17 protein-coding genes are annotated in these 21,483 nt (G+C 60.4%); 13 read left to right on the top strand and 4 right to left on the bottom strand.

Annotated elements, in window-relative coordinates; translation table 11 throughout:
• The first annotated feature begins 39 nt into the window (after positions 1 to 39).
• The 8 genes from AACH73_RS14690 to AACH73_RS14655 all read left to right on the top strand — a co-directional run bounded on the left by AACH73_RS14690 (position 40) and on the right by AACH73_RS14655 (position 11,204).
• A complete protein-coding gene (locus AACH73_RS14690; RefSeq protein WP_272742072.1) occupies positions 40 to 2,250 on the top strand; it encodes a PAS domain-containing sensor histidine kinase in 2,211 nt (736 codons plus the stop codon).
• Positions 2,250 to 3,653 (top strand): sigma-54 dependent transcriptional regulator, encoded by a 1,404-nt coding sequence (locus AACH73_RS14685; protein ID WP_272742073.1) that lies wholly within the window; start codon positions 2,250 to 2,252, stop codon positions 3,651 to 3,653. The genes AACH73_RS14690 and AACH73_RS14685 overlap by 1 nt, the downstream gene beginning before the upstream one ends.
• Before the next feature lie 116 nt (positions 3,654 to 3,769).
• Positions 3,770 to 4,642, top strand: a complete 873-nt coding sequence (locus AACH73_RS14680; protein WP_338735751.1) for a D-amino-acid transaminase — start codon at positions 3,770 to 3,772, stop codon at positions 4,640 to 4,642.
• A gap of 181 nt (positions 4,643 to 4,823) precedes the next feature.
• Positions 4,824 to 5,072: an RNA chaperone Hfq gene (gene hfq / locus AACH73_RS14675; protein WP_013480329.1), complete on the top strand. Its 249-nt coding sequence runs from the start codon at positions 4,824 to 4,826 to the stop codon at positions 5,070 to 5,072.
• A 115-nt stretch (positions 5,073 to 5,187) separates the two neighbouring features.
• On the top strand, positions 5,188 to 6,534 hold the full coding sequence (gene hflX / locus AACH73_RS14670; protein ID WP_272742075.1) for a GTPase HflX: 1,347 nt from the start codon (positions 5,188 to 5,190) through the stop codon (positions 6,532 to 6,534).
• 193 nt (positions 6,535 to 6,727) lie between these two features.
• Positions 6,728 to 7,156, top strand: coding sequence for a MarR family transcriptional regulator (locus tag AACH73_RS14665; RefSeq protein WP_272742076.1), 429 nt, complete (start codon positions 6,728 to 6,730; stop codon positions 7,154 to 7,156).
• 4 nt (positions 7,157 to 7,160) lie between these two features.
• Positions 7,161 to 8,708, top strand: a complete 1,548-nt coding sequence (locus AACH73_RS14660; protein ID WP_272742077.1) for a DHA2 family efflux MFS transporter permease subunit — start codon at positions 7,161 to 7,163, stop codon at positions 8,706 to 8,708.
• A gap of 66 nt (positions 8,709 to 8,774) precedes the next feature.
• Complete coding sequence (locus AACH73_RS14655) at positions 8,775 to 11,204, top strand: beta-galactosidase (RefSeq protein WP_338735750.1); 2,430 nt, start codon at positions 8,775 to 8,777, stop codon at positions 11,202 to 11,204.
• Between the two features lie 484 nt (positions 11,205 to 11,688).
• Here AACH73_RS14655 and AACH73_RS14650 read toward each other — a convergent pair whose 3' ends face one another.
• Together AACH73_RS14650 and AACH73_RS14645 are read right to left on the bottom strand one after the other, a co-directional pair.
• The gene (locus tag AACH73_RS14650) at positions 11,689 to 12,984 is read right to left on the bottom strand and encodes an ISNCY family transposase (RefSeq protein WP_338735749.1); all 1,296 of its coding nucleotides are present in this window, start codon (positions 12,982 to 12,984) and stop codon (positions 11,689 to 11,691) included.
• Positions 12,985 to 13,098: 114 nt separating this feature from the next.
• Positions 13,099 to 14,112: an IS30 family transposase gene (locus AACH73_RS14645; protein WP_338734282.1), complete on the bottom strand. Its 1,014-nt coding sequence runs from the start codon at positions 14,110 to 14,112 to the stop codon at positions 13,099 to 13,101.
• Between the two features lie 213 nt (positions 14,113 to 14,325).
• Between AACH73_RS14645 and AACH73_RS14640 the strand changes: the two genes are divergently transcribed.
• From AACH73_RS14640 to lexA, 4 genes are all read left to right on the top strand, one after another.
• Complete coding sequence (locus AACH73_RS14640; RefSeq protein ID WP_013480326.1) at positions 14,326 to 14,919, top strand: aminodeoxychorismate/anthranilate synthase component II; 594 nt, start codon at positions 14,326 to 14,328, stop codon at positions 14,917 to 14,919.
• A complete protein-coding gene (gene trpD / locus AACH73_RS14635; protein WP_272742667.1) occupies positions 14,912 to 15,925 on the top strand; it encodes an anthranilate phosphoribosyltransferase in 1,014 nt (337 codons plus the stop codon). Before AACH73_RS14640 ends, trpD begins: the two co-directional genes overlap by 8 nt.
• A 3-nt stretch (positions 15,926 to 15,928) precedes the next feature.
• Entirely contained in the window at positions 15,929 to 16,723 is a 795-nt protein-coding gene (gene trpC / locus AACH73_RS14630) for an indole-3-glycerol phosphate synthase TrpC (RefSeq protein ID WP_272742666.1), read from the top strand.
• Between the two features lie 110 nt (positions 16,724 to 16,833).
• Positions 16,834 to 17,541 carry a transcriptional repressor LexA gene (lexA, locus tag AACH73_RS14625; RefSeq protein WP_272742665.1) on the top strand — a complete coding sequence of 236 codons (708 nt, stop codon included), beginning with the start codon at positions 16,834 to 16,836 and terminating at the stop codon, positions 17,539 to 17,541.
• On the opposite strand, the gene AACH73_RS14620 is transcribed toward lexA, so the two are convergent.
• Entirely contained in the window at positions 17,538 to 18,983 is a 1,446-nt protein-coding gene (locus AACH73_RS14620; protein WP_338735748.1) for a ComEC/Rec2 family competence protein, read from the bottom strand. The genes lexA and AACH73_RS14620 overlap by 4 nt on opposite strands.
• Positions 18,953 to 19,621 carry a DUF4131 domain-containing protein gene (locus AACH73_RS14615; RefSeq protein ID WP_272742663.1) on the bottom strand — a complete coding sequence of 223 codons (669 nt, stop codon included), beginning with the start codon at positions 19,619 to 19,621 and terminating at the stop codon, positions 18,953 to 18,955. Before AACH73_RS14615 ends, AACH73_RS14620 begins: the two co-directional genes overlap by 31 nt.
• Before the next feature lie 562 nt (positions 19,622 to 20,183).
• Between AACH73_RS14615 and gltA the strand changes: the two genes are divergently transcribed.
• Positions 20,184 to 21,473, top strand: coding sequence for a citrate synthase (gene gltA / locus AACH73_RS14610; protein ID WP_338735747.1), 1,290 nt, complete (start codon positions 20,184 to 20,186; stop codon positions 21,471 to 21,473).
• Positions 21,474 to 21,483 lie beyond the last annotated feature (10 nt).

The following is a 21,483-nucleotide window of genomic DNA, read 5'->3' as shown; positions in this document are numbered from 1 at the left end:
GCAAACATCAGACGGCGTTTCGGCCTTTCGTGGGCCCGAATGACTCGGGGGCTTAAAGCCGCCAGCCGTGGCCGTCTGGCTATGGTCAGCGCCTATGCCCTGTCGGCCCTGATGACCGCCTTCATCATCTGGATTATTATTGCCGCGCCGGGGGCGGGGCCGCTGGGCCCATCCAGCGTCTTTCTGTTCAGTCTGGTCTGTCTGAACCTCGCCTTTTTGCTGGGCCTGAGCTTCTACGTATTGCGTCGGGTGCTGCAACTGGCACGGTCGCGCGCCAAGGATGCCGGCACGCGCCTGCATGTGCGCTTCGTGACCCTGTTTGCCCTGGCAGCCGTGACGCCGGCCTTTGTTGTGGCCCTGTTCTTCGGCGTGCTGGTCAATCGCGGCGTGGAAACGTGGTTTTCGGCGCGGGTGCAGTCGTCGGTCGAAAACAGCGCCGATATCGGGGCGGCCTTTATCGAGACCCAGACCAATACGGCGCGCGATACGCTGACCGACATTGCGCGCGACCTGCAACGCCCCGAGCTGACACGCATGTTTGTCGAACGTCTCAGCTTTTCACAGGCTCTGCGCGAACTGATTTCCATTCGTGGCGAACTGGCGGCGGTCTATATTATTGACGACAGCGGGCAGGTGCTGGCGCGGGCTGAAAATCCCGGCGCGCCGCCCTATCTGGCCCCCAATCAGGTGGCGATCGACACGGCCAATGAAGGTGATATCGGTGGCGGTTTGTTTGCGGCGCCCGATACGATCCGCATGATCTACCCGCTTCAGGGCTATAACGGGGCCAAGCTCTACGCGGTTAAGACCCTGACGCCTGGGATTGTGCCCAAGGTCCAAAGCGCCAAGGAAGCCATTGATGCCCTCCGGGAATCCGCCCGCAACTCGGTACGGGTGCAGGGGGTTTTCGCCCTAGCCTATATGGAAACCGTGCTTTTGGTGCTGATCGGGGCCATCTGGGTCGGCACCTCGGCGGCGGACTCCATCGCCGTGCCTGTCGCCCGACTGGTGCAGGCGGCCGACAAGGTGGCGTCGGGTGACCTGAATGCGCGCGTCATGACCGACAAGCAGTCGGAAGATATCGCCGTCCTGTCGCGCGCCTTCAACCGCATGACCAGCGACCTGCAAAGTCAGCAGGCGGCGCTGAAATCCGCCAATGAGGAGGCCGAAGAACGCCGTCGCTTCATCGAAACCGTGCTGTCGGAAATTTCGGCGGGCATCATCGGTATTGACGAAAACGAGCAGATTTCGGCCATCAACCGTCACGCGGCCAACTTCCTGTCCATTCCGACCGAAGACTCGTTCGGGCAGCATATCCGCGAACTGGCGCCGGAAATCTGCGAGCTTCTGGACAAGGTGACCCCGCACAAGGTGGAGGAGGCCGAGGTCGATCTGGTGCGCAAGGGTGATACGCGCCGCGTGCGGGTGCGCGCCTCATCTCTCGATACGGGCGGCGCGGTTCTGACCTTCGACGATATTACACGCCTTGTGGCCGCGCAGCGCAATGCTGCGTGGAAAGATGTGGCGCGCCGCATCGCCCACGAGATCAAGAACCCCCTGACGCCAATCCAGTTGTCGGCGGAACGGCTGAAACGCAAATACCGTTCGCAGATCGAAACCGATGGCGACACTTTCGATCGTCTGACGGATACGATTGTGCGGCAGGTGGGGGATATCGGGCGCATGGTCGATGAGTTCTCGGCCTTTGCGCGGATGCCGGTGCCCAATTTTGCTGAAGAAAACGCCGCCGAACTGATCCGGCAGATGGTGTTTTCGCAGCGCGTGGCCAAGCCGGACGTTCATATCGACATTATCGAGCCCCTGCCCGAGGTCACGGTCGTCTGTGACGGTCGGCTTTTGTCGCAGGCGCTGGGCAATGTGCTCAAAAACGGCGGTGAGGCCATCGTCTCACGCCACATGGCCAATGGCGGCGGCGAGGGCGGTCAGATGCGGGTGGAAATGCATCTGAACGACGGGTTCCTCACCATTGAAATCGAGGATGACGGTATTGGTCTGCCGGACAAGGACCGCGACCGTCTGACCGAGCCCTATGTAACCACGCGCGAGAAGGGGACGGGGCTCGGCCTCGCCATCGTCAAGCGCATTCTCGAAGATCATGGCGGCGAATTCTATTTGGCGGACGCCGTCCATCTGAGCGGGGCGCGGGCCGTTTTGCGGTTACCCAAGACCCAGGCTCCGGCTCAAACCAACGAAGCTCCCGATAGCGGGGCAAGACTGATGAGGGTGTGATGAAGGTATTATCTGGCGTAGATATTCTGGTGGTCGATGACGAGGCCGATATCCGCGAACTGATCGCGGGCATCCTCGAAGACGAAGGCTATTCGGTCAGAACGGCCGCCGATTCCGGCGCGGCGCTGCGGGCGATCAAGGCGCGCAAGCCGTCCTTGTGCGTACTCGACATCTGGATGCAGGGGGGCGGGCTCGACGGGCTGGAACTGCTCGATGTCATCCGCGAACTGGACCCGGATATTCCGGCCATCATGATTTCGGGTCACGGCACCATCGAGACTGCCGTTTCGGCCATCAAGCGCGGCGCTTACGACTTTATCGAAAAACCATTTAAAACCGAGCGCTTGATCATGGTGGTTCAGAGAGCACTTGAACTGGCATCCTTGCGCCGTGAAAACCGCCGCCTGCGCGGTCAGGCTGTGGTGCCGGATGGCCTGATCGGCAATTCGGCGGCGGCGCAGCTTCTGCGCACCACCATCGCCAAGGTCGCCCCCGCCAATTCACGCATCATGATCTCCGGCCCCGCCGGGTCGGGCAAGGAACTGGTGGCGCGCATGATCCACGAAGCGAGCCCGCGTGCGCGCTGCGAATTTGTGCCCATCTCCTCCGCCGGAGTGACGCCTGAGCGTCTTGACGTCGAACTGTTCGGCGAAGAGGGCGAAGAGGGCCGGCCACGCAAGATCGGCGTGTTTGAGCGTGCGCACGGCGGCACCCTGTTCCTCGACGAAGTGGCCGACATGCCGATGGAGTCGCAAAGCCGCATCCTTCGGGTGCTGGTCGAACAGCGCTTTGTGCGCGTCGGCGGCGTCAATGACGTGCAGGTCGATGTGCGCGTCATTTCCTCGACCTCCAAGGATCTGACGCAGGAAATCGCCGCCGGGCGCTTCCGCGAAGACCTGTTCCACCGCCTCAATGTGGTGCCGGTGCGCGTCCCCGGCCTGTCCGAACGCCGCAGCGATATCGCCGAACTGGTCAACTACTTCATCGAACGCATTTCGCGTGCTCAGGGCCTGCCCAAACGCACCCTGTCCGAGGACGCGATGGCGACGCTTCAGGTGCACGAATGGCCGGGCAATGTCCGGCAATTGCGCAACAATATCGAGCGCCTGCTGATTCTGGCCTCTGGCGATCCGTCCGAGCCGATCACGGCGCAGATGCTGCCGGCTGAGGTGGTGGAATCGGCTGTCGCCGGGGCCATACGCCCGGAGCGCATCATCGCCCTGCCGCTGCGGGACGCTCGCGAAGTGTTTGAACGCGAATATCTGTCGTCGCAGATCGTGCGCTTCGGCGGCAATATTTCGCGCACCGCCAACTTCATCGGCATGGAACGTTCAGCCCTGCACCGCAAGCTGAAGTCGCTGGGGCTGGCCCATATCCGCGGTGTCGAAGACGAAGAGGTGTAAGGCGAGGAGGCCTCGTGCCCTAACCTTGTGCTCAGCCTTGACGTTCGTGGCTGAACAGTTATGGGGTCAAGCGGCCTGTGGCCCCTTGAGTCTTTCCTTCTAAGCCTGAGTTTTCCATGTCCCGTATTGCCTATGTGAACGGTGCCTATGTGCGCCACGCCGATGCTGCCGTGCATATTGAGGATCGCGGCTATCAGTTTGCTGACGCCGTTTACGAGGTGTGGTCGGTGTTTGGCGGGCAACTGGCCGATCTGGCGGGACATCTGAACCGGCTGGAGCGGAGTTTACGCGAACTGCATATCGCCATGCCGATGCCGCGTTCTGCTCTGGTGGTGGTGCTGAACGAGGTCATCCGTCGCAATCGCATCGGTGAGGGGCTGGTCTATCTTCAGGTGAGCCGGGGTGTCGCCCCGCGCGACCATTTCTTCCCGACGGAGCCGGTCAAGCCGGCTGTGGTCATCACCGCCAAGCCGGTTGATCGTCAGGCGGCCGAAGCCAAGGTGCGTAAAGGCATCCGCGTGATCTCGGCCCCCGACAACCGCTGGGGTCGCTGCGATATCAAGACGGTCGGGCTTTTACCCAATGTGCTGGCCAAACAGGCGGCGCGTGAGGCGGGGGCTTCCGATGTGATCTTTGTCGATGCGGAAGGTTTCGTCACCGAAGGCGGGTCGGCCAATGTCTATATCGTCACAGCCGAGGGCGAGGTGAAGACGCGCAGCCTGCGTGCCAATATCCTGCCGGGCGTGACGCGCATCAGCCTGCTCGACATCCTGCGGGCAGAAGGCGTTGATGTCTCCGAAGGCGCCTTCACGCTGGAGGAAGCCAAACGCGCCAAAGAGGCCTTCCTGTCGGCGGCCTCGACCTTCGTTATGCCCATCGTACAGATCGACGAATCACGGATCGGTGACGGAGTGCCGGGCGAATTGTCGCTGCGGCTGCGCGACGCCTATATGTCGCGTGCCCGAAGAACGGCGGGGGTAGAGGCGTAAAGGTTTGGAATTTCACCGAAATATTATGTTATGAGGTGTTCGGTTGAATTGGACGGCGGTTGTCGCGTATGATACTTCACGAAATTATGTACGCCAGTGCGTTGTGATTTCGTGACTTTTGCTTATCTCTGTGTGTGAGGCCCCTCCTGGGCCCGCAATGTCAAACAAGAAGGGCGACTAAATGTCCCACGAAAAGAAACAAAACCTGCAGGACACGTTCCTTAACAGCGTTCGTAAATCCAAAACGCCTCTCACCATCTTCCTGATCAACGGCGTCAAGCTTCAGGGTATCGTTAGCTGGTTCGACAATTTCTGCGTGCTGCTGCGCCGCGACGGTCAGTCGCAACTGGTCTATAAGCACGCGATCTCGACCATCATGCCTGCCGCGCCGGTGCAACTGTACGAGCAGGAAGAAGACTCGGACGATTAAGTCGCGCTCCGATCATTGATCGGATCACGCCTTGATCTTTTCGCTTTGACGCACATCTGATCCAAAAACCGCTTATACTTTTTGGGATGTGCGTCTTGTCGTCCAAAGGACTCTTTTGAGCACCAAATTTGTAAACCGCACGCCGGAAACCCAGCGTGCGGTCATCATCGACCCTGACATGGCCGCGCCGCACGCGCCGTCTTCGCCGCGTCAGCCGCAGGGTGTGCCTGCGGCGCGCCGCTATGACGAGTCGCGTCTGGACGAAGCCGCAGGTTTGGCCATCGCCCTCGATCTTGAGATTGTCGCCGCCGACACGGCGCGGGTGCGCAAGCCCAACCCCGCCACCCTGTTCGGTTCCGGCAAGGTTGAGGAGATTGTGACGCTGTGCGAAGAGGTCGAAGCCGATCTTGTCATCGTCAACACCACCCTGACGCCGATCCAGCAACGCAATCTCGAAAAGGCCTGGGAACGCAAGGTCATCGACCGTACCGGCCTTATTCTCGAAATCTTCGGCCGTCGTGCCCGCACGCGTGAAGGCAAGCTTCAGGTCGAACTGGCGCGGCTGGAATACGAGCGCTCGCGGCTGGTGCGCACCTGGACCCACCTTGAGCGGCAGCGCGCCACCGGTACGACCGGCGGCCCCGGCGAAACCCAGATCGAACTCGACCGCCGCATGATCGCCGACAAGATCAAACTGCTCAAGGGCGAACTGGACGAGGTGCGCCGCACCCGCAGCCTGCACCGCAGCGCCCGCAAGAAGGTGCCGTACCCGATTGTGGCGCTGGTCGGTTATACCAATGCCGGCAAATCGACCCTGTTCAATCACCTGACGCGCGCCGAAGTGCTGGCCAAGGACATGCTGTTCGCCACGCTCGACACGACGCTGCGCACGCTGAAACTGCCGGGTGGTCGGGCCGCTATTATTTCCGATACGGTGGGCTTTATCTCTGACCTGCCGCACGAACTGGTCGCCGCCTTCCGCGCCACGCTGGAAGAGGTGCTGGAAGCTGATCTGATCCTGCACGTGCGCGACATGTCGAACCCCGAAAGCGACGCGCAGGCGCAGGACGTGATGCAGGTGCTGACCCATATCCATCCGGACCTCGACAGATCGCGCCTGATCGAGGTGTGGAACAAGATCGACCTGCTGGACGAGGAAGCCCGCGACATCCTCTATAGCCGTGCCGTGCTGGATCGCGCCATGAACAAGCCGATCATGGTGTCGGCCATCACGGGCGAGGGGATCGAAAAGCTCCTCAGCGACATCGCGCTCAAGGTGGATGAGGCCGGCACCGAAATCGACGTCGAACTGGCGCCGCAGGACGGTCAGCTTCTGGCCTTCCTGTACACTCAGGGCCGCGTGCTGGACCGCTTCGACGATGAACAGGGTCAGATTCACCTCAAGGTGAAGCTCAGCGACCAGGCCCTTGGTCGTTACGAACAGATGATCGGCGGGCGTTAGAGAAGGATGATTTTAAATAGCGGCTTCCCGCTCTAAATTTTTGTTTTTTCCCGGCATTTTGGTCGAAAACCGCCCACATTTTTCGACATATCGCTCTAAAAGTCGGGCTACTTCTTTAAAAGTGCGCGCACACCCCCCTTGCCAAATCCGCCACGACTTAATAGTTAGGCACCTAACAATAAGGTGTCTTTTCATGAACTATGATGAGCGTTTCTCAAAGGCCCTGCATATGACGGCCCGGCAATGGCGGGCGGCGCTTGACCGCCGGTTGCGCGATCTGGGCATGTCAGAAGCCGCGTGGATGACCATTGCCGCCGCAGCCAAGAGCACGCCCGCCCCGTCACAGAGCGAACTGGCGCAGATGCTTGCCGTCGAACCGGCCAGCATGGTGGCCATGATCGACCGCCTGACCCGACTAGGCTTTGTCGAGCGCGTGCCGTCCCCTTCGGACCGACGGGTCAAGCACGTAGCGGTCACGGCGGCAGGACAGGCGGTTTATGAACGCATCCATCAGGAGGCAACGGTCTTCCGCGCCGAAACCCTGAGCCGTATTGATCCGCAAAAGCTGACGATTGCCACTGAGGTTATTGAGCAACTTCAACTGATTATAGCGGACGCCTGACGCCATGTCCGAAGCCCCTGCCGCCGAGATAACGCCCCGACAAAGGGCCATGATCACTCTGTCGATCATGCTGGCTACGATCATTGTCGCTCTGGACGGGACCATTGCCAATGTCGCCCTGCCGCACATGCAGGGCAGCCTCAACGCTTCGGTCGATCAGATCACCTGGGTCCTGACCTCCTTTATTGTCGCAACCGCGATTGCCACGCCCCTGACGGGCTGGCTCAGCGACCGTTTCGGCGTGAAAACCGTTTTTCTGTGGTCGATCGGCGGCTTTACCCTCGCCTCCATGCTGTGTGGCATTTCGCAGAACCTGCCGGAAATCGTGCTGGCGCGCATCCTTCAGGGGGCCTTCGGGGCTGCTCTGGTGCCCCTGTCGCAGGCCACCCTGCTCGATATCAATCCGCGCGAAAAGCACGGATCGGCCATGGCGGTCTGGGGGATGGGCGTCATGATCGGACCTATTCTGGGGCCGACGGTTGGCGGCTGGCTGACCGACAATTACGACTGGCGCTGGGTATTTTTCATCAATCTGCCCGTAGGGGCGCTGGCCCTGTGGGGCATCTGGCGCTTTATCCCGTCGCGTGCCGGGGCCCGGCGGGTCACATTCGACCTGTATGGCTTTGCGGCGCTCAGCCTCGCCATCGGCGCCTTTCAGATGATGCTGGATCGTGGCGAGCAACTGGAATGGTTCGCCGCGCCAGAAATCTGGATCGAGGCGATCATCGCCGCCGTGGCGCTGTCGGTCTTCGTCATCCATACGGCCACGCGGCCGGCAGGGCAGACCTTCCTCGACTATCGCCTGCTGACCAATCGCAACTTCCTGACCGGCCTGCTGTTTATCTTCCTTGTCGGCATGATCCTGTTTGCGACGCGGGCGCAGGTGCCGCAACTGCTGCAAGGGCTTCTGCACTATCCGGCCGAACGTGCCGGTCTGGTGACGGCACCCAGTGGCATCGGCACCATGCTGGCCATGTTTGTCGTGGGGCGGCTGGTGGGGAAGGTCGATTTGCGGCTGATTCTGGCGGTGGGCTTTGCCCTGACAGCGTTTTCGCTCTGGCTGATGTGTGCGTACACGCTGGTCCTGTCCGAGGGCGACATCATCTGGCCCGGAGTGGTGCAGGGGATCGGACTGGGCCTCGTTTTCGTTCCCCTTTCCGCCGCCAGCTTTCAGACCCTCGCGCCCTATCTGCGCGCCGACGGCACCGCTATCTACAGTCTGGTGCGCAATATCGGCTCGTCCATCGGCATCGCGGTGGTGCAGGCCCTGTGGGCGCGCAACAGTCAGGAAGCCCACGCCAATATTGCCGAACACGTAACGCGCGACAATCCGGCCCTGTACGATCCGACCATAGCCAGCCTCTATTTCGGCGGTCCGGGGGGCCTAAGCGCGCTCAATGCCGAAGTGACCCGTCAGGCCGGCATGATCGCCTATGTCGATGGGTTCTGGCTGATGTTCCTGCTGACCCTCGCCGCCATTCCGTTGCTGTTGCTTATCCGCGTCAGGAAGGCTGCCGAGAGTGCGCCCGTCTCCGTAGCGGCCGACCACTAGGGTCATATCGCTTGGCGAGCCCGATTTATTATCGTACAAATTTCCCAACCAAAAAGGGAAATGCCTATGAACCGAAATCTTCTGGCCGCTTCGACGGCTGTGCTGAGCCTGTTGTGCGGGCTCGCTTCGGCGGAAACCGTGCGGGTCGATGCGCAGATGGCGCCTCCGGCGCCGCGCGAAGGCCTGTTGAAGATGGGGACAGGCCTGTCGCCTTCGGGGCAGCTCATCAGCGTCAATGATCGCTATCTGACGCTTGCTGGCAAACCCGTTTTGCCGGTCATGGGTGAGTTTCATTATACCCGTTTTCCGGAACAATACTGGGAGGAGCAACTCCTTAAAATGAAGGCGGCGGGCGTCACGGTCGTCGCCACCTACGTTATCTGGCAGCACCACGAGGAACGTTACGGAGTCTTCGACTGGAGCGGCAACCGCAACCTGCGCAAATTCATACAGTTGGCGCAGAAACACGGCCTCTATGTCTATCTGCGTCCCGGCCCCTGGGCCCATGCGGAAGTGCGCTTTGGCGGCATTCCGGACTGGGTAGTTGACTCGGTCCCGACGCGCAGCAACGACCCGACCTATCTTGGCTACGTCGATACCTTCTTTGCACAGGTGGCGGAACAGGCGAGGGGGCTTCTGTGGAAGGACGGCGGCCCCGTCATCGGCATCCAGATCGAGAACGAATATAACCGCAACGGGCCACTTCAGGGGCGCGAACATATTTCAAGACTAAAGGATATGTTACGTGCGCATGGCTTTGATGTGCCGCTCTATACGGTTACCGGCTGGGACAATGCGGTCTTTCCGCGCGGCGAGGTGATCCCGGTTTTCGGCACCTATGTTGATGAGCCGTGGTCGGCCGCATCGGGCATCCTGCCGCCCAAGTCGAGCTATATGTTTCAGTTTGGCGTGCGCAATGAAAAGGGGTTGGGGGCGCAGGGGCGCACCTCGACACAGGATGACGGAGCCCGGGATAGCAATATCACGCCGTTTTTCGGGGCGGAATACGGTGGGGGCGTCCCGCAAATGTATCGCCGCCGCCCCCTGATCAGCCCTGATGATATCGCTGACATGGTGATCACCAAGCTGGGCTCGGGCGTCAACCTTCTGGGCTATTACATGTTTCAGGGCGGTCAGAACCCGTCCGGAACGCCGTCGCGCGATGAAAGTGTGGCCAGCGGCGGGTACAATGACGTGCCCAGGCTGGGTTACGATTTTCAGGCCCCGCTGGGCCAGTACGGACAGGCGCATCCGGTTCTCAATCGTCTGAAACCCATCCATGCCTTTCTTCAGGCCTTCGGGGATCGTCTGGCGCCCATGGCCGTCTATGCGCCGCAGGTTAAGCCGGAAACCGCCGATGACCTCAAAACCCTACGCTGGGCCTTCCGCGGCGATGGCCAGTCGGGTTTCGTCTTCGTCAATAACCATGTGCGCCATTACGCCACACCGGCCCACCCCGACACGCGCTTTGAGGTGAAGCTGAGCGGCGAAACCCTAACCCTGCCGTCCAAAGGCGTGACGGTGGAAGAGGGGGCCGCCTTTATCTGGCCCGTCCATTTCGATCTGTCGGGCGTCGATCTCCTGTGGGCGACGACCCAGCCGGTAACGAAGATCAACGACGGGAAGGGTGATCTCTATGTGTTTGCCGCGACGGGTCAGATCGAACCGGAATTTGTCTTTGACGCCAAGGTCGTGCGCGCCGTAACAGGGGCTAAAAAGACCGGTCAGGGGGGGTGGATACGGGTGACGCCTGACGCGGGGCGCATCGTTACCGTCACCGGCACAAACGGCAAGATCGCGCGTCTGCTCCTGCTCAGCGAAGCTCAGGCGCAGAGCCTGACTACCGTGACCGTGCAAGGCCGGCCACACCTGATTTTGAGCGCCGCGCACGTCTTTGGTAACGCCGAGGGCGGCGCGACGTTGCGGCAAAACGATCCGAGGTTTGAATTTGCGATTTATCCATATTTGTCAGGTAATTTAAGCGCAAATCTGAAACTAAAATCTGAGAAATTCTCGGGTTTGTTTCAACGCTGGTCGGCCACGGCACCAGAGGTGAAACTCAGCGCCGAATGGCGGGCTTTGCGTCTGGCTGGCAAGGCTCCGCCGCTCAAGAACTATGGGCCGCGCAATACGCCCGTCGTGCCCGAACCGGAGAGTTTCGGAGCCTCGGCCGCATGGACCGTAAAAGTGCCTGAGGACGCGCTGAAAGGGGTATCCGACGTCTATCTGGATGTCGATTATCAGGGCGATGTGGCGCGGCTGTTTTCGGGGCCGCAGATGCTCGACGACGAATACTATATCGGACGGACGTGGCGTATCGGGCTCAAGCGTTATGCCGACAAGCTGGCGAAGCCGCTGACGCTCAGTGTTATGCCGTTGCGGGAAGATTCAAAAGTCTATTTCGACACCAGCGTGAAACCGCAATTCACGAACGGTCAGGTGGCGCGCATCGACGCAATCCGGCTGATACCGGAATACGAACTGACGCTGAAATAGCTCTGAAGGCAGGCCTCGAAACCGGCACATATACCGCCACCAAATGTCTAGTCCGGATAGAAATGTCGCGGTTTGTGCCAGTTAGAAATGTCACTGGCACTGTCGGTGGAGTAAGGCGGCGGGCGGGCGCGCAGCTTTTCAAGCTAGCGCAGCGACCGACTAACGACCGATGCACTGACTATCTTGTTTTCTGTCTAGCCAGCCTCGATGCATGCTAAGGTGCGTGCATGTTTGTGATCGAAGATGAAGCCCATGCGGAGTGGCTCGGAGAGTTTCCAACGCTTGAGGCGGTGACCGCGGAATTGCGCCGGCTCTATGAGCTTCCTTGGGACGAAGCGCCAAACGTCGCACCTTGTATGAGCTGGCGCACGTGCGGGCGTACCTACGGGGTTATCGAATATGATACCCGTAGCGCATCTTGGCGGGAAATAAGCCGTCGTCCAGCGCTAAACATATCTGCCGCAAAGGTGGAGTGGTTGCTGACTTAGCCCACATTGAACATGTGACCAGTCTGGTCCCGACGCTTTGGCGCCTTTCGGCTGCGCTTCTCTGGCGGTTGGGTATCCTGGTAGGCCTTGATCATCTCCAGCAACGAGCCGAGCCGCTTGTTCTCTACAACGGCGGCTTGGTTGACCTTCCGGATCTTGTCGAAGGTCCGGTAGGCGAGTTCTTCGCCCTTGTAGCGGATGGCAATGCGGCCGTCAGGATAGTCGACGACCGTGACTCGCTTGCCGATCGCCGCTTGGGCGGTCTCGGACGGCTCCAAGATGAACAGCACCTTGTCGTATTGCAGGGTGAGCGACTGGGAAAGCGTGCGCTCTTCCTGCCAGGTAAACTCGTCGTCGAGCTGATCGCGGGGAGACATGGGACGGTGTAAATCCTTAGAGTTGGCGGGCGCCTTGCCGAAGCGCTTGTTGTAGTCCGCGACGAAGGCAGGGAGAAACGTATTGCCAGCCTCCATGGTGCTGATGCCGGAGAGCCTCAGTTCCTTCACTAGGCGGTCCTGCAAGGTCTTGTTGGCGCGTTCCACGCGTCCCTTGGCCTGGCTGGAGTTGGCGCAAATGATCTCGATCTTCAGACGGCTTAAGGCACGGCCGAACTGCGTCATGCCATCGCCGGTGACACCCGGCTTGGCGACGCGGAACACGGAGTGTTTGTCGCTATAGAAGGCGACGGGTTTGCCATGAGCCTCAAGGTAGGCCTTGGTTGCCGCGAAATAAGAGAAAGTCGATTCCGTCTCGACAAACTGTAGATGCATTAGCCGGCTGGTGGCGTCGTCGATGAAGACTAACAGAGTGCACATCGGCCCACGGCCCTCGAACCAGCGGTGCTCTGAGCCGTCTATCTGGATCAGTTCGCCGACACAGTCGCGCCGATAGCGGGGCTGGTAGACGCGTGGCCGGCGTTTCTTACGCGTCGTCCAGAGGCCTTCCTCCGCCATCCAGAGACGAATGGTCTCACGGCCAAGGCAGATGTCGTGAAGCTCGCGCAGCTTCTCAGCGGCCAAAGTAGGGCCGAAATCGGCATAGCGATCGCGGATGATCGCCAGAGCTTCGGCGCGAACGTTCTCAGGCTTGCGCCGGTTGCTCCGACGGCCGCGCTGCTTTGATACCAAACCGTTAACACCGCACGTCCGGTAGGCCTTGAGCAGCCGAAGCGTCTGGCGCCGGCTAAGGCCTAGTATATCTGCGGCGGCTTGTGCGGTGAGGCGCTCATGGTCGAGATCGCGTAGAACCTCGAACCGCGCCAACTCTTTGTCGCTCATGATGCGAACTGCCATCTTCAGCACCTCCAGCTAAAAAGCTGGAGAGTGACATTCCTAACTGGTTTAGGGGTGACATTCTCATATGGGCGGGTGATCTCTACCTGAAGTGCGAATGGTCGGTTTATCTTATCAGGGCAGGGGTATCTGCGCCAGTTCGGCCTGAAACACCTCACTCGGTGTCCGGTAACCTAGACACTGGCGGGGCGTATTGTTCATCCGCCGAGCCATTTCGGACAGTTTCGCGTCCTCGACGATGGCCAGGTTCGTTTCCAATGGCAGATAGCGCCTGAGGCGACCGTTGGCATTTTCAACAGAGCCTTTCTGATAGGGAGAAGCGGTGTCGCAGAAGTAGCTTTTGATGCCAGACGTTTCATGGAGGCTGCGCCAGGCCATAAACTCAGTTCCGCGATCAAAAGTAATGGTCTGCCGGCCTTGTGATGGAAGGGCCCGTAAAGATTGTTCAATCGCACCAAGTACACCGACCGAGTGACGGTCCTTGTTGCGTATGACAATGTGATAGCGGCTCTTTCGCTCTAGCAAACTGGTAATATTTGCCTTGCCGTATTCACGGCGGAAAATCACGAGATCCGCTTCCCAATGACCGAAGGTCTCGCGACTAGCGATATCTTCAGGCCTCTTATTTATGTTGCAATACAACGGAATATGGGAGCCGCGTGGTTTCCGCCCCCGCAATCCACGTCGTTTACGTCTTCGTTTGGCAAGAAGCGTATATAGCGCCATGTCACGGTTGCTGCGATCATAGACAAAACGATAGATCGTCTCGGAGCAAACACGTCCAGTCTGGGCTTCGAGCCTTGGATGAAGTTTCAGCCTTCCAGCGATTTGCTCTGGTGACCAATGTTGCTGAAGCTTGTCGATGATATAAGCCCGGAGGGTACGATTACGTTCAAGCTTGCGCTGTTTAAACCGCCGTTTGCGGGCAAGTTCGCTGGCTGTCCACGGAAACCAGCCTGAAAATTCCGGGTACTTATCTCGGAAAAAATTGCGGCGCAGTTCACGATAAATCGTCGACTGATGGCGTCCAACGATCTTTGCGATCTGCGACAACGGAACCTTGCGCTCCAGAAGCTTCATAATCTGGCGACGCTCAGCCATGTCGATGTGGCGGTAATGATGGCCCAATGTTATATCTCGCTTTTGAAGAGGCGACTGATTTGGTTGATCATTCGCACTTCAAAATAGAGTCCACCGCGCTACACCAAAATATCGCATAATAAATCTTATGGGAAATTTAGACGTGCTGAGGCGCGAAACCGTTGAAACGTCCGGGCGTCGGGCCATTTCCGTTTGGTTTTTGTGTCGCCTTTGCCTATATCGCTTGCATGGGAGTTGGCCATGATCCTTGTCATCGATAATTACGACAGCTTCACCTATAATCTGGTGCACTATCTGGCGGAACTGGGTGCGGAAACGCAGGTCTACCGCAACGACGCGCTTAGCGTTCAGGACGCGCTGGCGCTGAAGCCCAAGGCGGTTCTGCTGTCGCCCGGACCGTGTGCGCCGGATCAGGCCGGCATCTGCCTGCCATTGCTGCGCGCCGCGCCCGAAGACCTGCCGATCTTTGGCGTCTGCCTGGGGCATCAGTCGATCGGTCAGGCCTATGGCGGCGACGTCATCCGCGCCAAGACGCTGATGCACGGCAAGACCAGCCAGATCCATCACAAGGATATCGGCCTGTTCAAGGACCTGCCCAATCCGTTCACGGCGACGCGCTATCACTCGCTGGCCATCAAGCGTGAAACCCTGCCGGACGACCTGATCGTTACCGCCTGGACCGACGACGGCGAAATCATGGGCGTTCAGCACCGCACGCGACCGATCCACGGCGTGCAGTTCCATCCGGAATCCATCGCCACCGAAGGCGGCCATCAGATTCTGGCCAACTTCCTGCGACTGGCCGGTATCGAGAGCCACAACCTCTATGTCTGACGCCTTCAAACCCTTGCTGGCCAAGCTGGCAGACGGTCAGACCCTGTCCGACGCCGACGCCGAAATCTTCTTTTCCGCCTGCTTGCGCGGCGAACCGACCCCGGCTCAGGTGGCCGCCGCCGTGACCGCCATCCGCCTGCGCGGCGAAACCGTCGGCGAAATCGCCGCCTGCGCCCGCGCTATGCGGGCCGCCGCCAAAACACTCGATCACCCTTATGATACGGTCGATGTTTGCGGCACCGGTGGCGACGGCCTGCACACGCTCAACATATCCACAGCCGTAGGCTTCGTGGCGGCCGGTGGTGGCCTGAAGGTCGCCAAGCACGGCAACCGCGCCATTACCTCGAAATCCGGCACGGCGGATGTTCTGGCCGCGCTGGGCGTCAATATCGACGCCACGCCGGAGCAGCAGCGCAAGGCGCTGGACGAAGCCGGTATCTGCTTCCTCTTCGCCGTAGCGCATCACGGGGCGATGAAACACGTCTCCCCGATCCGGCAGCAGCTCGGTTTCCGCACCATTTTCAACCTGCTGGGCCCCCTCACCAATCCCGCCGGTGCGCGCCGTCAGGTGGTGGGCGTGCCCTCCCCGCGCTTTATCGAGCCGATTGCCAAGGCCTTGGGTCAGCTTGAGGCCGTTCATGCCTGGGTCGTGCACGGTTCCGGTCTGGACGAACTGACCACCACGGGCGAAACCGAGGTGGCGGAATGGAAGGACGGCAAGCTGCGCCTGTTCACCATTACCCCCGAAGCCGTGGGCCTGCCGCGCGCGGCGCTGGCTGACATTACAGGGGGTGCCCCGGAACACAATGCCACGGCCCTGCGTCGCCTGCTGGAGGGCGAAAAAGGCCCCTATCGCGATATCGTCATGCTCAATGCCGCAGCCGCCTTCCTCGTCGGCGGGGCGGTGGAGACCCTGGGCGAAGGGCTGGATCACGCCGCCGCCAGCCTCGATGACGGCAAGGCCCTGGTCGCGCTCGACCAACTTGTCACCCTTACGAACAGCTAAGTCATGTCCGATATTCTGGAAAAGATCGCCACCTACAAGCGCACGGAAGTCGCCGAACGCAAGCCTGCGGCGTCCCTGTCAGCGCTGGAGGCACGCATCAAGGACGTCAGTGCGCCACGTGGCTTTCAACGCGCGCTGGTGGCCCACAAACAGCCGCGCAGCCTGTCGCTGATCGCCGAAGTCAAAAAGGCCAGCCCCTCCAAGGGCCTGATTCGTGAAGATTTCGAACCGGCCAGTCTGGCGGCGGCTTATCAGGCCGGCGGAGCGTCTTGTCTGTCGATTTTGACCGATGCGCCGAGCTTTATGGGGCACGAATCGCACTTTGTGGCGGCCCGCAACGCCGTCACACTGCCCTGCATCCGCAAGGAATTTCTGGTCGATGTGTGGCAGGTTGCCGAGTCGCGCAGCATCGGCGCCGACGCCATTCTGGTGATTATGGCCATGATCGACGATGCCCTCGCCGCCGATCTGATCGCGGCGGCCCATGCCTATGGTATGGACGCCCTGGTCGAAGTACATGACGCACCGGAAATGGAGCGCGCGCTTAAGCTCGCCTCTCCGCTGATCGGTATAAACAACCGGAACTTAAGAACTTTCGACGTCGATCTGAAAACGACCGAAGAGCTGTCGGCCATGGTCGGACCGCAGCACGTTCTGGTCGCCGAAAGCGGCATCTTCACGCCGCAGGACGTGGCGCGGCTCGAAAAAACCGGGGCCACGGCCATGCTGGTCGGCGAAAGCCTGATGCGGCAGGGTGATGTCACTCAGGCGGCGAAGAATCTGCTCACGCCCGCTTGACAAGAATCAAGAACGCATACAGAACACTTTGCACAAGTTCATGACTTGTTCACCATTCATGCGCTAAATATTGCCATGTCCGGGGACAAACTTTTGCAGCGGGTGGACCTATGCTGACGACCAAACAACGCGAACTTCTGATGTTCATTCATGAACGCATCAAGGAAACGGGGGTGTCTCCGTCCTTTGATGAGATGAAGGAGGCGCTGGATCTGGCGTCGAAGTCGGGGATCCACCGGCTAATAACCGCTCTTGAAGAACGCGGATTTATCCGTCGCCTCGCACACCGGGCTCGGGCTCTGGAAGTCATAAAGCTGCCGGATCAGGCCACGACCGCCGCGCCGCCGCGCGGACGTCAGGCCTTTGTGCCGCAGGTGGTCGAAGGCACCCGCCCTGCTACCCCGGCCCCGGCGTCCAAACCCGCCAATGACGAAGGGCGCGAGCTGCCGCTGCTGGGCAAAATTGCCGCTGGTGTACCCATTGAAGCGCTGGGTGCCGAGCGCGACCGTATCCGCGTGCCGGAAATCTTCGTCGGTTCGGGTGAACACTATCTTCTCGAAATCGAAGGCGATTCGATGATCAATGCCGGTATTCTCGACGGTGACTATGTGATCATCAAGAAGTCGGACTCGGCGCAGTCGGGCGAAATCGTCGTGGCACTGGTTGATGGCGATACGGCCACCCTGAAGCGTCTGCGCAAGAAGGGTGCGTCGATTGCCCTTGAGGCGGCCAATCCGGCCTACAAGACCCGCATCTACAATGCCGACGAAGTGGCCGTTCAGGGCAAGCTGGTGGGCCTGATGCGCCGCTATCACTAACCCTTGGTCCACGGCCGCCGACCTCTCAGAGGCTGGGCGGCCTTGATGTGCCAGTCTTTGCTCTTTGTGCGCGTCAGTTCCATCGCGCCCAGCCGTTCAAAGTCTGAAGCCGTGATGCGATTGACACGGGCGCAGACCGCCGGCCATTCGATCACCTGAGAGCGCAGAACGATCAGATCGGCGGATTGGCACAGGGCCTCTATCTGTTCCGGTTTGGGCGCTTTGCGGCCGAAAGCGAAGCCCACCCGGTAGGGCGCAGTGGCCGCAGGCAGGCAAACATAGCTCTTGCACACATAATCCTGCGCGCTCCTCAGAGGGGCATCACTCAGCGCATAGTGTTTGAGCCACAGTTGATAACCATACTGGCGCACAGTGGGACGCAAGCTATAGGCCGTGCCATCGACGCGGATTGCCGCATTGCTGCCTTCGGCATCGAGCCAGAAATCGGGCGCTGCCTCGCGCGGCAAGTAGATGACCGCCAGAGCCGCCAGCAGGCCGACCCAGCGCATCTGACCGCGGATCAGGCACATCCACAGAACACCCGCCGTGGACAGGGCCAGCGCCAGATTGGGCGGGGCCGCCACCGTCAACACCGCGCCGGGCAAATCTGCCACAAAACCCGCAATGGCCGCGATCACAGACAGCCCCTGCTGGGCCACCCACAGCACGGGCGTGCCCAAAGGCGTGGCACTCAGTACCGTGCCAACAGCCAGAGCCGGCATGACGACAAACCCCGTGATCGGGGCTTCGAGCAGGTTACTGATCAGGCCATACATCTGGGCGCGGCTGAAATAGAAGACGCCGAACGGTGTGGTGGCCAGCCCGGCCACCGTCGAAGCCAGCACCGAGACCTTCAGTCCATGCCACATGCCCTGCCAACCCCGCACCCACCATGGCACGTCCAGTTCGCGGATGGGATTGCGCGACACTTCCGCCAGAGCCAGAAGCGCCGCTGTGGCGCAAAACGACATCTGAAACCCCGGTTCCAGCACCGCCTCCGGCATCAGGAGGAGCACGATGAGAGCCGCTATGGCGAGTGCGCGTAAACTGTCGAAGAGGATGGCCCCAAAGGCTACCCACGCGACCACGGCGGCGCGGATCGCCGGGGCCGGGGCACCCGAAAGTGCCAGATAGAGCGCTACGGCGACCATCCCCACGCCGGCCGCCAGCTTTTTGATGGGGTAGCGCAGCGCAATTACCGGGATCAGGGCCAGAGCGCCACGGCAGGCAAAAAAGGCAAAACCCCCGACTATAGCCATATGCAGGCCGGAGATGGATAGGATGTGCGCCAGTCCCGAATCGCGCATGTCTTCGACCAGGTCAGGGGCCAGAAAGGCCTGATGCCCCGTGACCATGGCAGCGGCAAATCCGCCCATGCGGCTGTCCTCGACTTGCGTGACCAGGCGTCGGGTCACGTCCCAGCGCAGGTGATTGAGCGCCACGATCCGTTGCAGCCGCGCCGGCAGGGGTGGCGCCTCCAGGGTCCGGATGCGGCCCGGCGCGAATCCGACGGCACCGACCCCATCGGACCAGGCCGTGCGCGCATAATCATACCCCCCCGGAGACTCGGTCCCGCCGGAGGATGAAGAATGGCGAACACAGAAATTGCCTGACCGGGTGCCAGATCGGGAGGCAGGGCGCGCAGGCTCAGCCGAACGCGTATGGGGGTCTGTTCCGGTGCGACACCCGACAGTCTGAGCGGAGCCAGCAGAAGTCGGGGCTCGGAAGTGTCTGTCCCGACGATATCGACAATTACCGCCTCAAGCGTGACCTCCATCTGTGACGCGGCCAGAACCGGGGCGGCCACCCGGTGCGTGCGCAGCTTGCACAGACCGACCCCCAGCGCGACCATCAGAAGCAGCAGGCAGAATGTGCGTATCGCCCGCCTCCCCTCCTGTTCAAAGCGAATTTGGGTCGCGTGTTTGACTCCGAAAAGCGTTGCATACTTTTCGGAATACGCTCCAAGCGCCAGAGCATAAAGGCCGCCCGCGATCATTATCGCGCCGACGACCCATAACCACGGCGGCTCAAAACGCAGACTGAGATAAGCGGCGCAGCCCACCCCCGGGGCGACCGGCAACTACAGGACCAGACGCCCCGTCTGCTGCGCGGCACCGTCGCGGATATAGCGGCCGATGTCAGTAAACCTGACCCGCGAAAGAGCGGCGCGAAGTCGCTGCAAACCCTGCCCTCCCCATGATGGGCTACACCCCTAGCTTACAAAACACGGCCTCGCACGGGGTGCAAGAGACGTCTAAAATGCGTTGTCGCTTATAAAATTGATTTTTACCCACGGTAAAAATGGACGATATCTGTCGCTTTGACCTTTAAAGTTAATACCCCTTTCTCTTCACAAAAATTTGTTAAGTCAGACAAATTGACGCCGCCCTGCGCTCCGCCATACAAACAGAAATATCTTTTAAAAATAGATGTTTATGCTCACAAGGATGGCGTCGCCACCGCCTGCCAAGGGCAATAAGAGAAGCCACGCCCCCTTGATTTCAGGGGTCCGGCACGACCTTCCAACGCGAGGGCAGCGCGAGGATCGAAACAGACCCTTTTCATTTAGGTTTTCACTTTATATAGCAGGTGCAACGAAAATGCCGTTTGCATTGCACACAAAGATAAGAGGTAAGCACGTCATGACCCAGACACCTCCTGCCAAGGTCACCGTCGGCGACAAGGTCATGGATTTGCCGATCCTGAAGGGCACACTGGGCCCGGATGTGATCGACATCCGTAAACTCTATGCGCAGTCCGATGCCTTCACCTACGATCCGGGTTTTACCTCCACGGCGTCGTGCGAATCGAAGATCACCTTCATCGACGGTGATCAGGGCGTGCTGCTGCACCGCGGTTACCCGATTGATCAACTGGCCTCGCAGTCGAGCTTCCTCGAAACCTGCTACCTGCTGCTCCACGGCGAACTGCCGACGGCGGCGGAGTACGAAACCTTCGAGAACACCATCACGCGCCACACCATGCTGCACGCGCAGTTCGACCGTTTCTTCGACGGTTTCCGCCGCGACGCGCACCCGATGGCGGTCATGACCGGTGCGGTCGGTGCCCTGTCGGCCTTCTATCACGACAGCCTCGACATCCATGACGCTCAGCAGCGCGAAATCTCGGCGCACCGCCTGATTGCCAAGATGCCGACCATCGCCGCGCGCGCCTTTAAATACAGCGTCGGTCAGCCCTTCGTTCACCCGAAGAACAATCTGTCTTACGCCGAAAACTTCCTGCGCATGTGCTTCGCCGTTCCGGCCGAAGACTATGTGGTCGATCCGGCGCTCGTCCGCGCTATGGACCGCATCTTCATCCTGCACGCCGACCACGAACAGAACGCCTCGACCTCGACCGTGCGTCTGGCCGGGTCGTCGGGTGCCAATCCGTTCGCCTGTATTGCCGCCGGCATCGCCTGCCTGTGGGGTCCGTCGCACGGCGGGGCCAACGAAGAAGCGCTGAACATGCTGCGTGAAATCGGCACGCCGGAAAAGATCCCGGAATTCATCGCTGGCGTGAAGGACCGCCGCTACAAGCTGATGGGCTTCGGTCACCGCGTGTATAAGAACTACGATCCGCGCGCCAAGGTCATGCAGACCTCGGCCTACGAAGTTCTGGCCGCGACGGGCCGCGAAAACGATCCGCTGTTCCAGGTCGCCAAGGAGCTGGAAGCCGTCGCCCTGAAGGACGAATTCTTCATCGAGCGCAAGCTGTTCCCGAACGTCGATTTCTATTCCGGCATCACCCTGTCGGCCATGGGCTTCCCCACCACCATGTTCACCGTGCTGTTCGCTCTGGCGCGCACCGTGGGCTGGATCGCCCAGTGGAAGGAAATGATCGAGGATCCGGGTCAGAAGATCGGCCGTCCGCGTCAGCTCTATACCGGCGCGACGCAACGCGACTTCGTGCCGCTGTCGCAACGCGGCTAAAGCGGCTCAA

The organism is Asticcacaulis sp. DW145, assembly GCF_037101385.1.
GTDB lineage: Bacteria > Pseudomonadota > Alphaproteobacteria > Caulobacterales > Caulobacteraceae > Asticcacaulis > Asticcacaulis currens.
The sequence above is the reverse complement of the archived record's forward strand: the minus strand, read 5'-3'. Positions and strand labels throughout refer to the sequence as shown.

Coding starts and splice junctions, on each gene's coding strand:
- AACH73_RS14680 (WP_338735751.1), top strand. CDS start 3,770: ATGTCCCGTATTGCCTATGTGAACGGTGCCTATGTGCGCCACGCCGAT.
- lexA (WP_272742665.1), top strand. CDS start 16,834: ATGCTGACGACCAAACAACGCGAACTTCTGATGTTCATTCATGAACGC.
- AACH73_RS14655 (WP_338735750.1), top strand. CDS start 8,775: ATGAACCGAAATCTTCTGGCCGCTTCGACGGCTGTGCTGAGCCTGTTG.
- AACH73_RS14690 (WP_272742072.1), top strand. CDS start 40: ATGACTCGGGGGCTTAAAGCCGCCAGCCGTGGCCGTCTGGCTATGGTC.
- AACH73_RS14640 (WP_013480326.1), top strand. CDS start 14,326: ATGATCCTTGTCATCGATAATTACGACAGCTTCACCTATAATCTGGTG.
- hfq (WP_013480329.1), top strand. CDS start 4,824: ATGTCCCACGAAAAGAAACAAAACCTGCAGGACACGTTCCTTAACAGC.
- gltA (WP_338735747.1), top strand. CDS start 20,184: ATGACCCAGACACCTCCTGCCAAGGTCACCGTCGGCGACAAGGTCATG.
- trpC (WP_272742666.1), top strand. CDS start 15,929: ATGTCCGATATTCTGGAAAAGATCGCCACCTACAAGCGCACGGAAGTC.
- AACH73_RS14650 (WP_338735749.1), bottom strand. CDS start 12,984: ATGGCAGTTCGCATCATGAGCGACAAAGAGTTGGCGCGGTTCGAGGTT.
- trpD (WP_272742667.1), top strand. CDS start 14,912: ATGTCTGACGCCTTCAAACCCTTGCTGGCCAAGCTGGCAGACGGTCAG.
- AACH73_RS14660 (WP_272742077.1), top strand. CDS start 7,161: ATGTCCGAAGCCCCTGCCGCCGAGATAACGCCCCGACAAAGGGCCATG.
- AACH73_RS14665 (WP_272742076.1), top strand. CDS start 6,728: ATGAACTATGATGAGCGTTTCTCAAAGGCCCTGCATATGACGGCCCGG.
- AACH73_RS14685 (WP_272742073.1), top strand. CDS start 2,250: ATGAAGGTATTATCTGGCGTAGATATTCTGGTGGTCGATGACGAGGCC.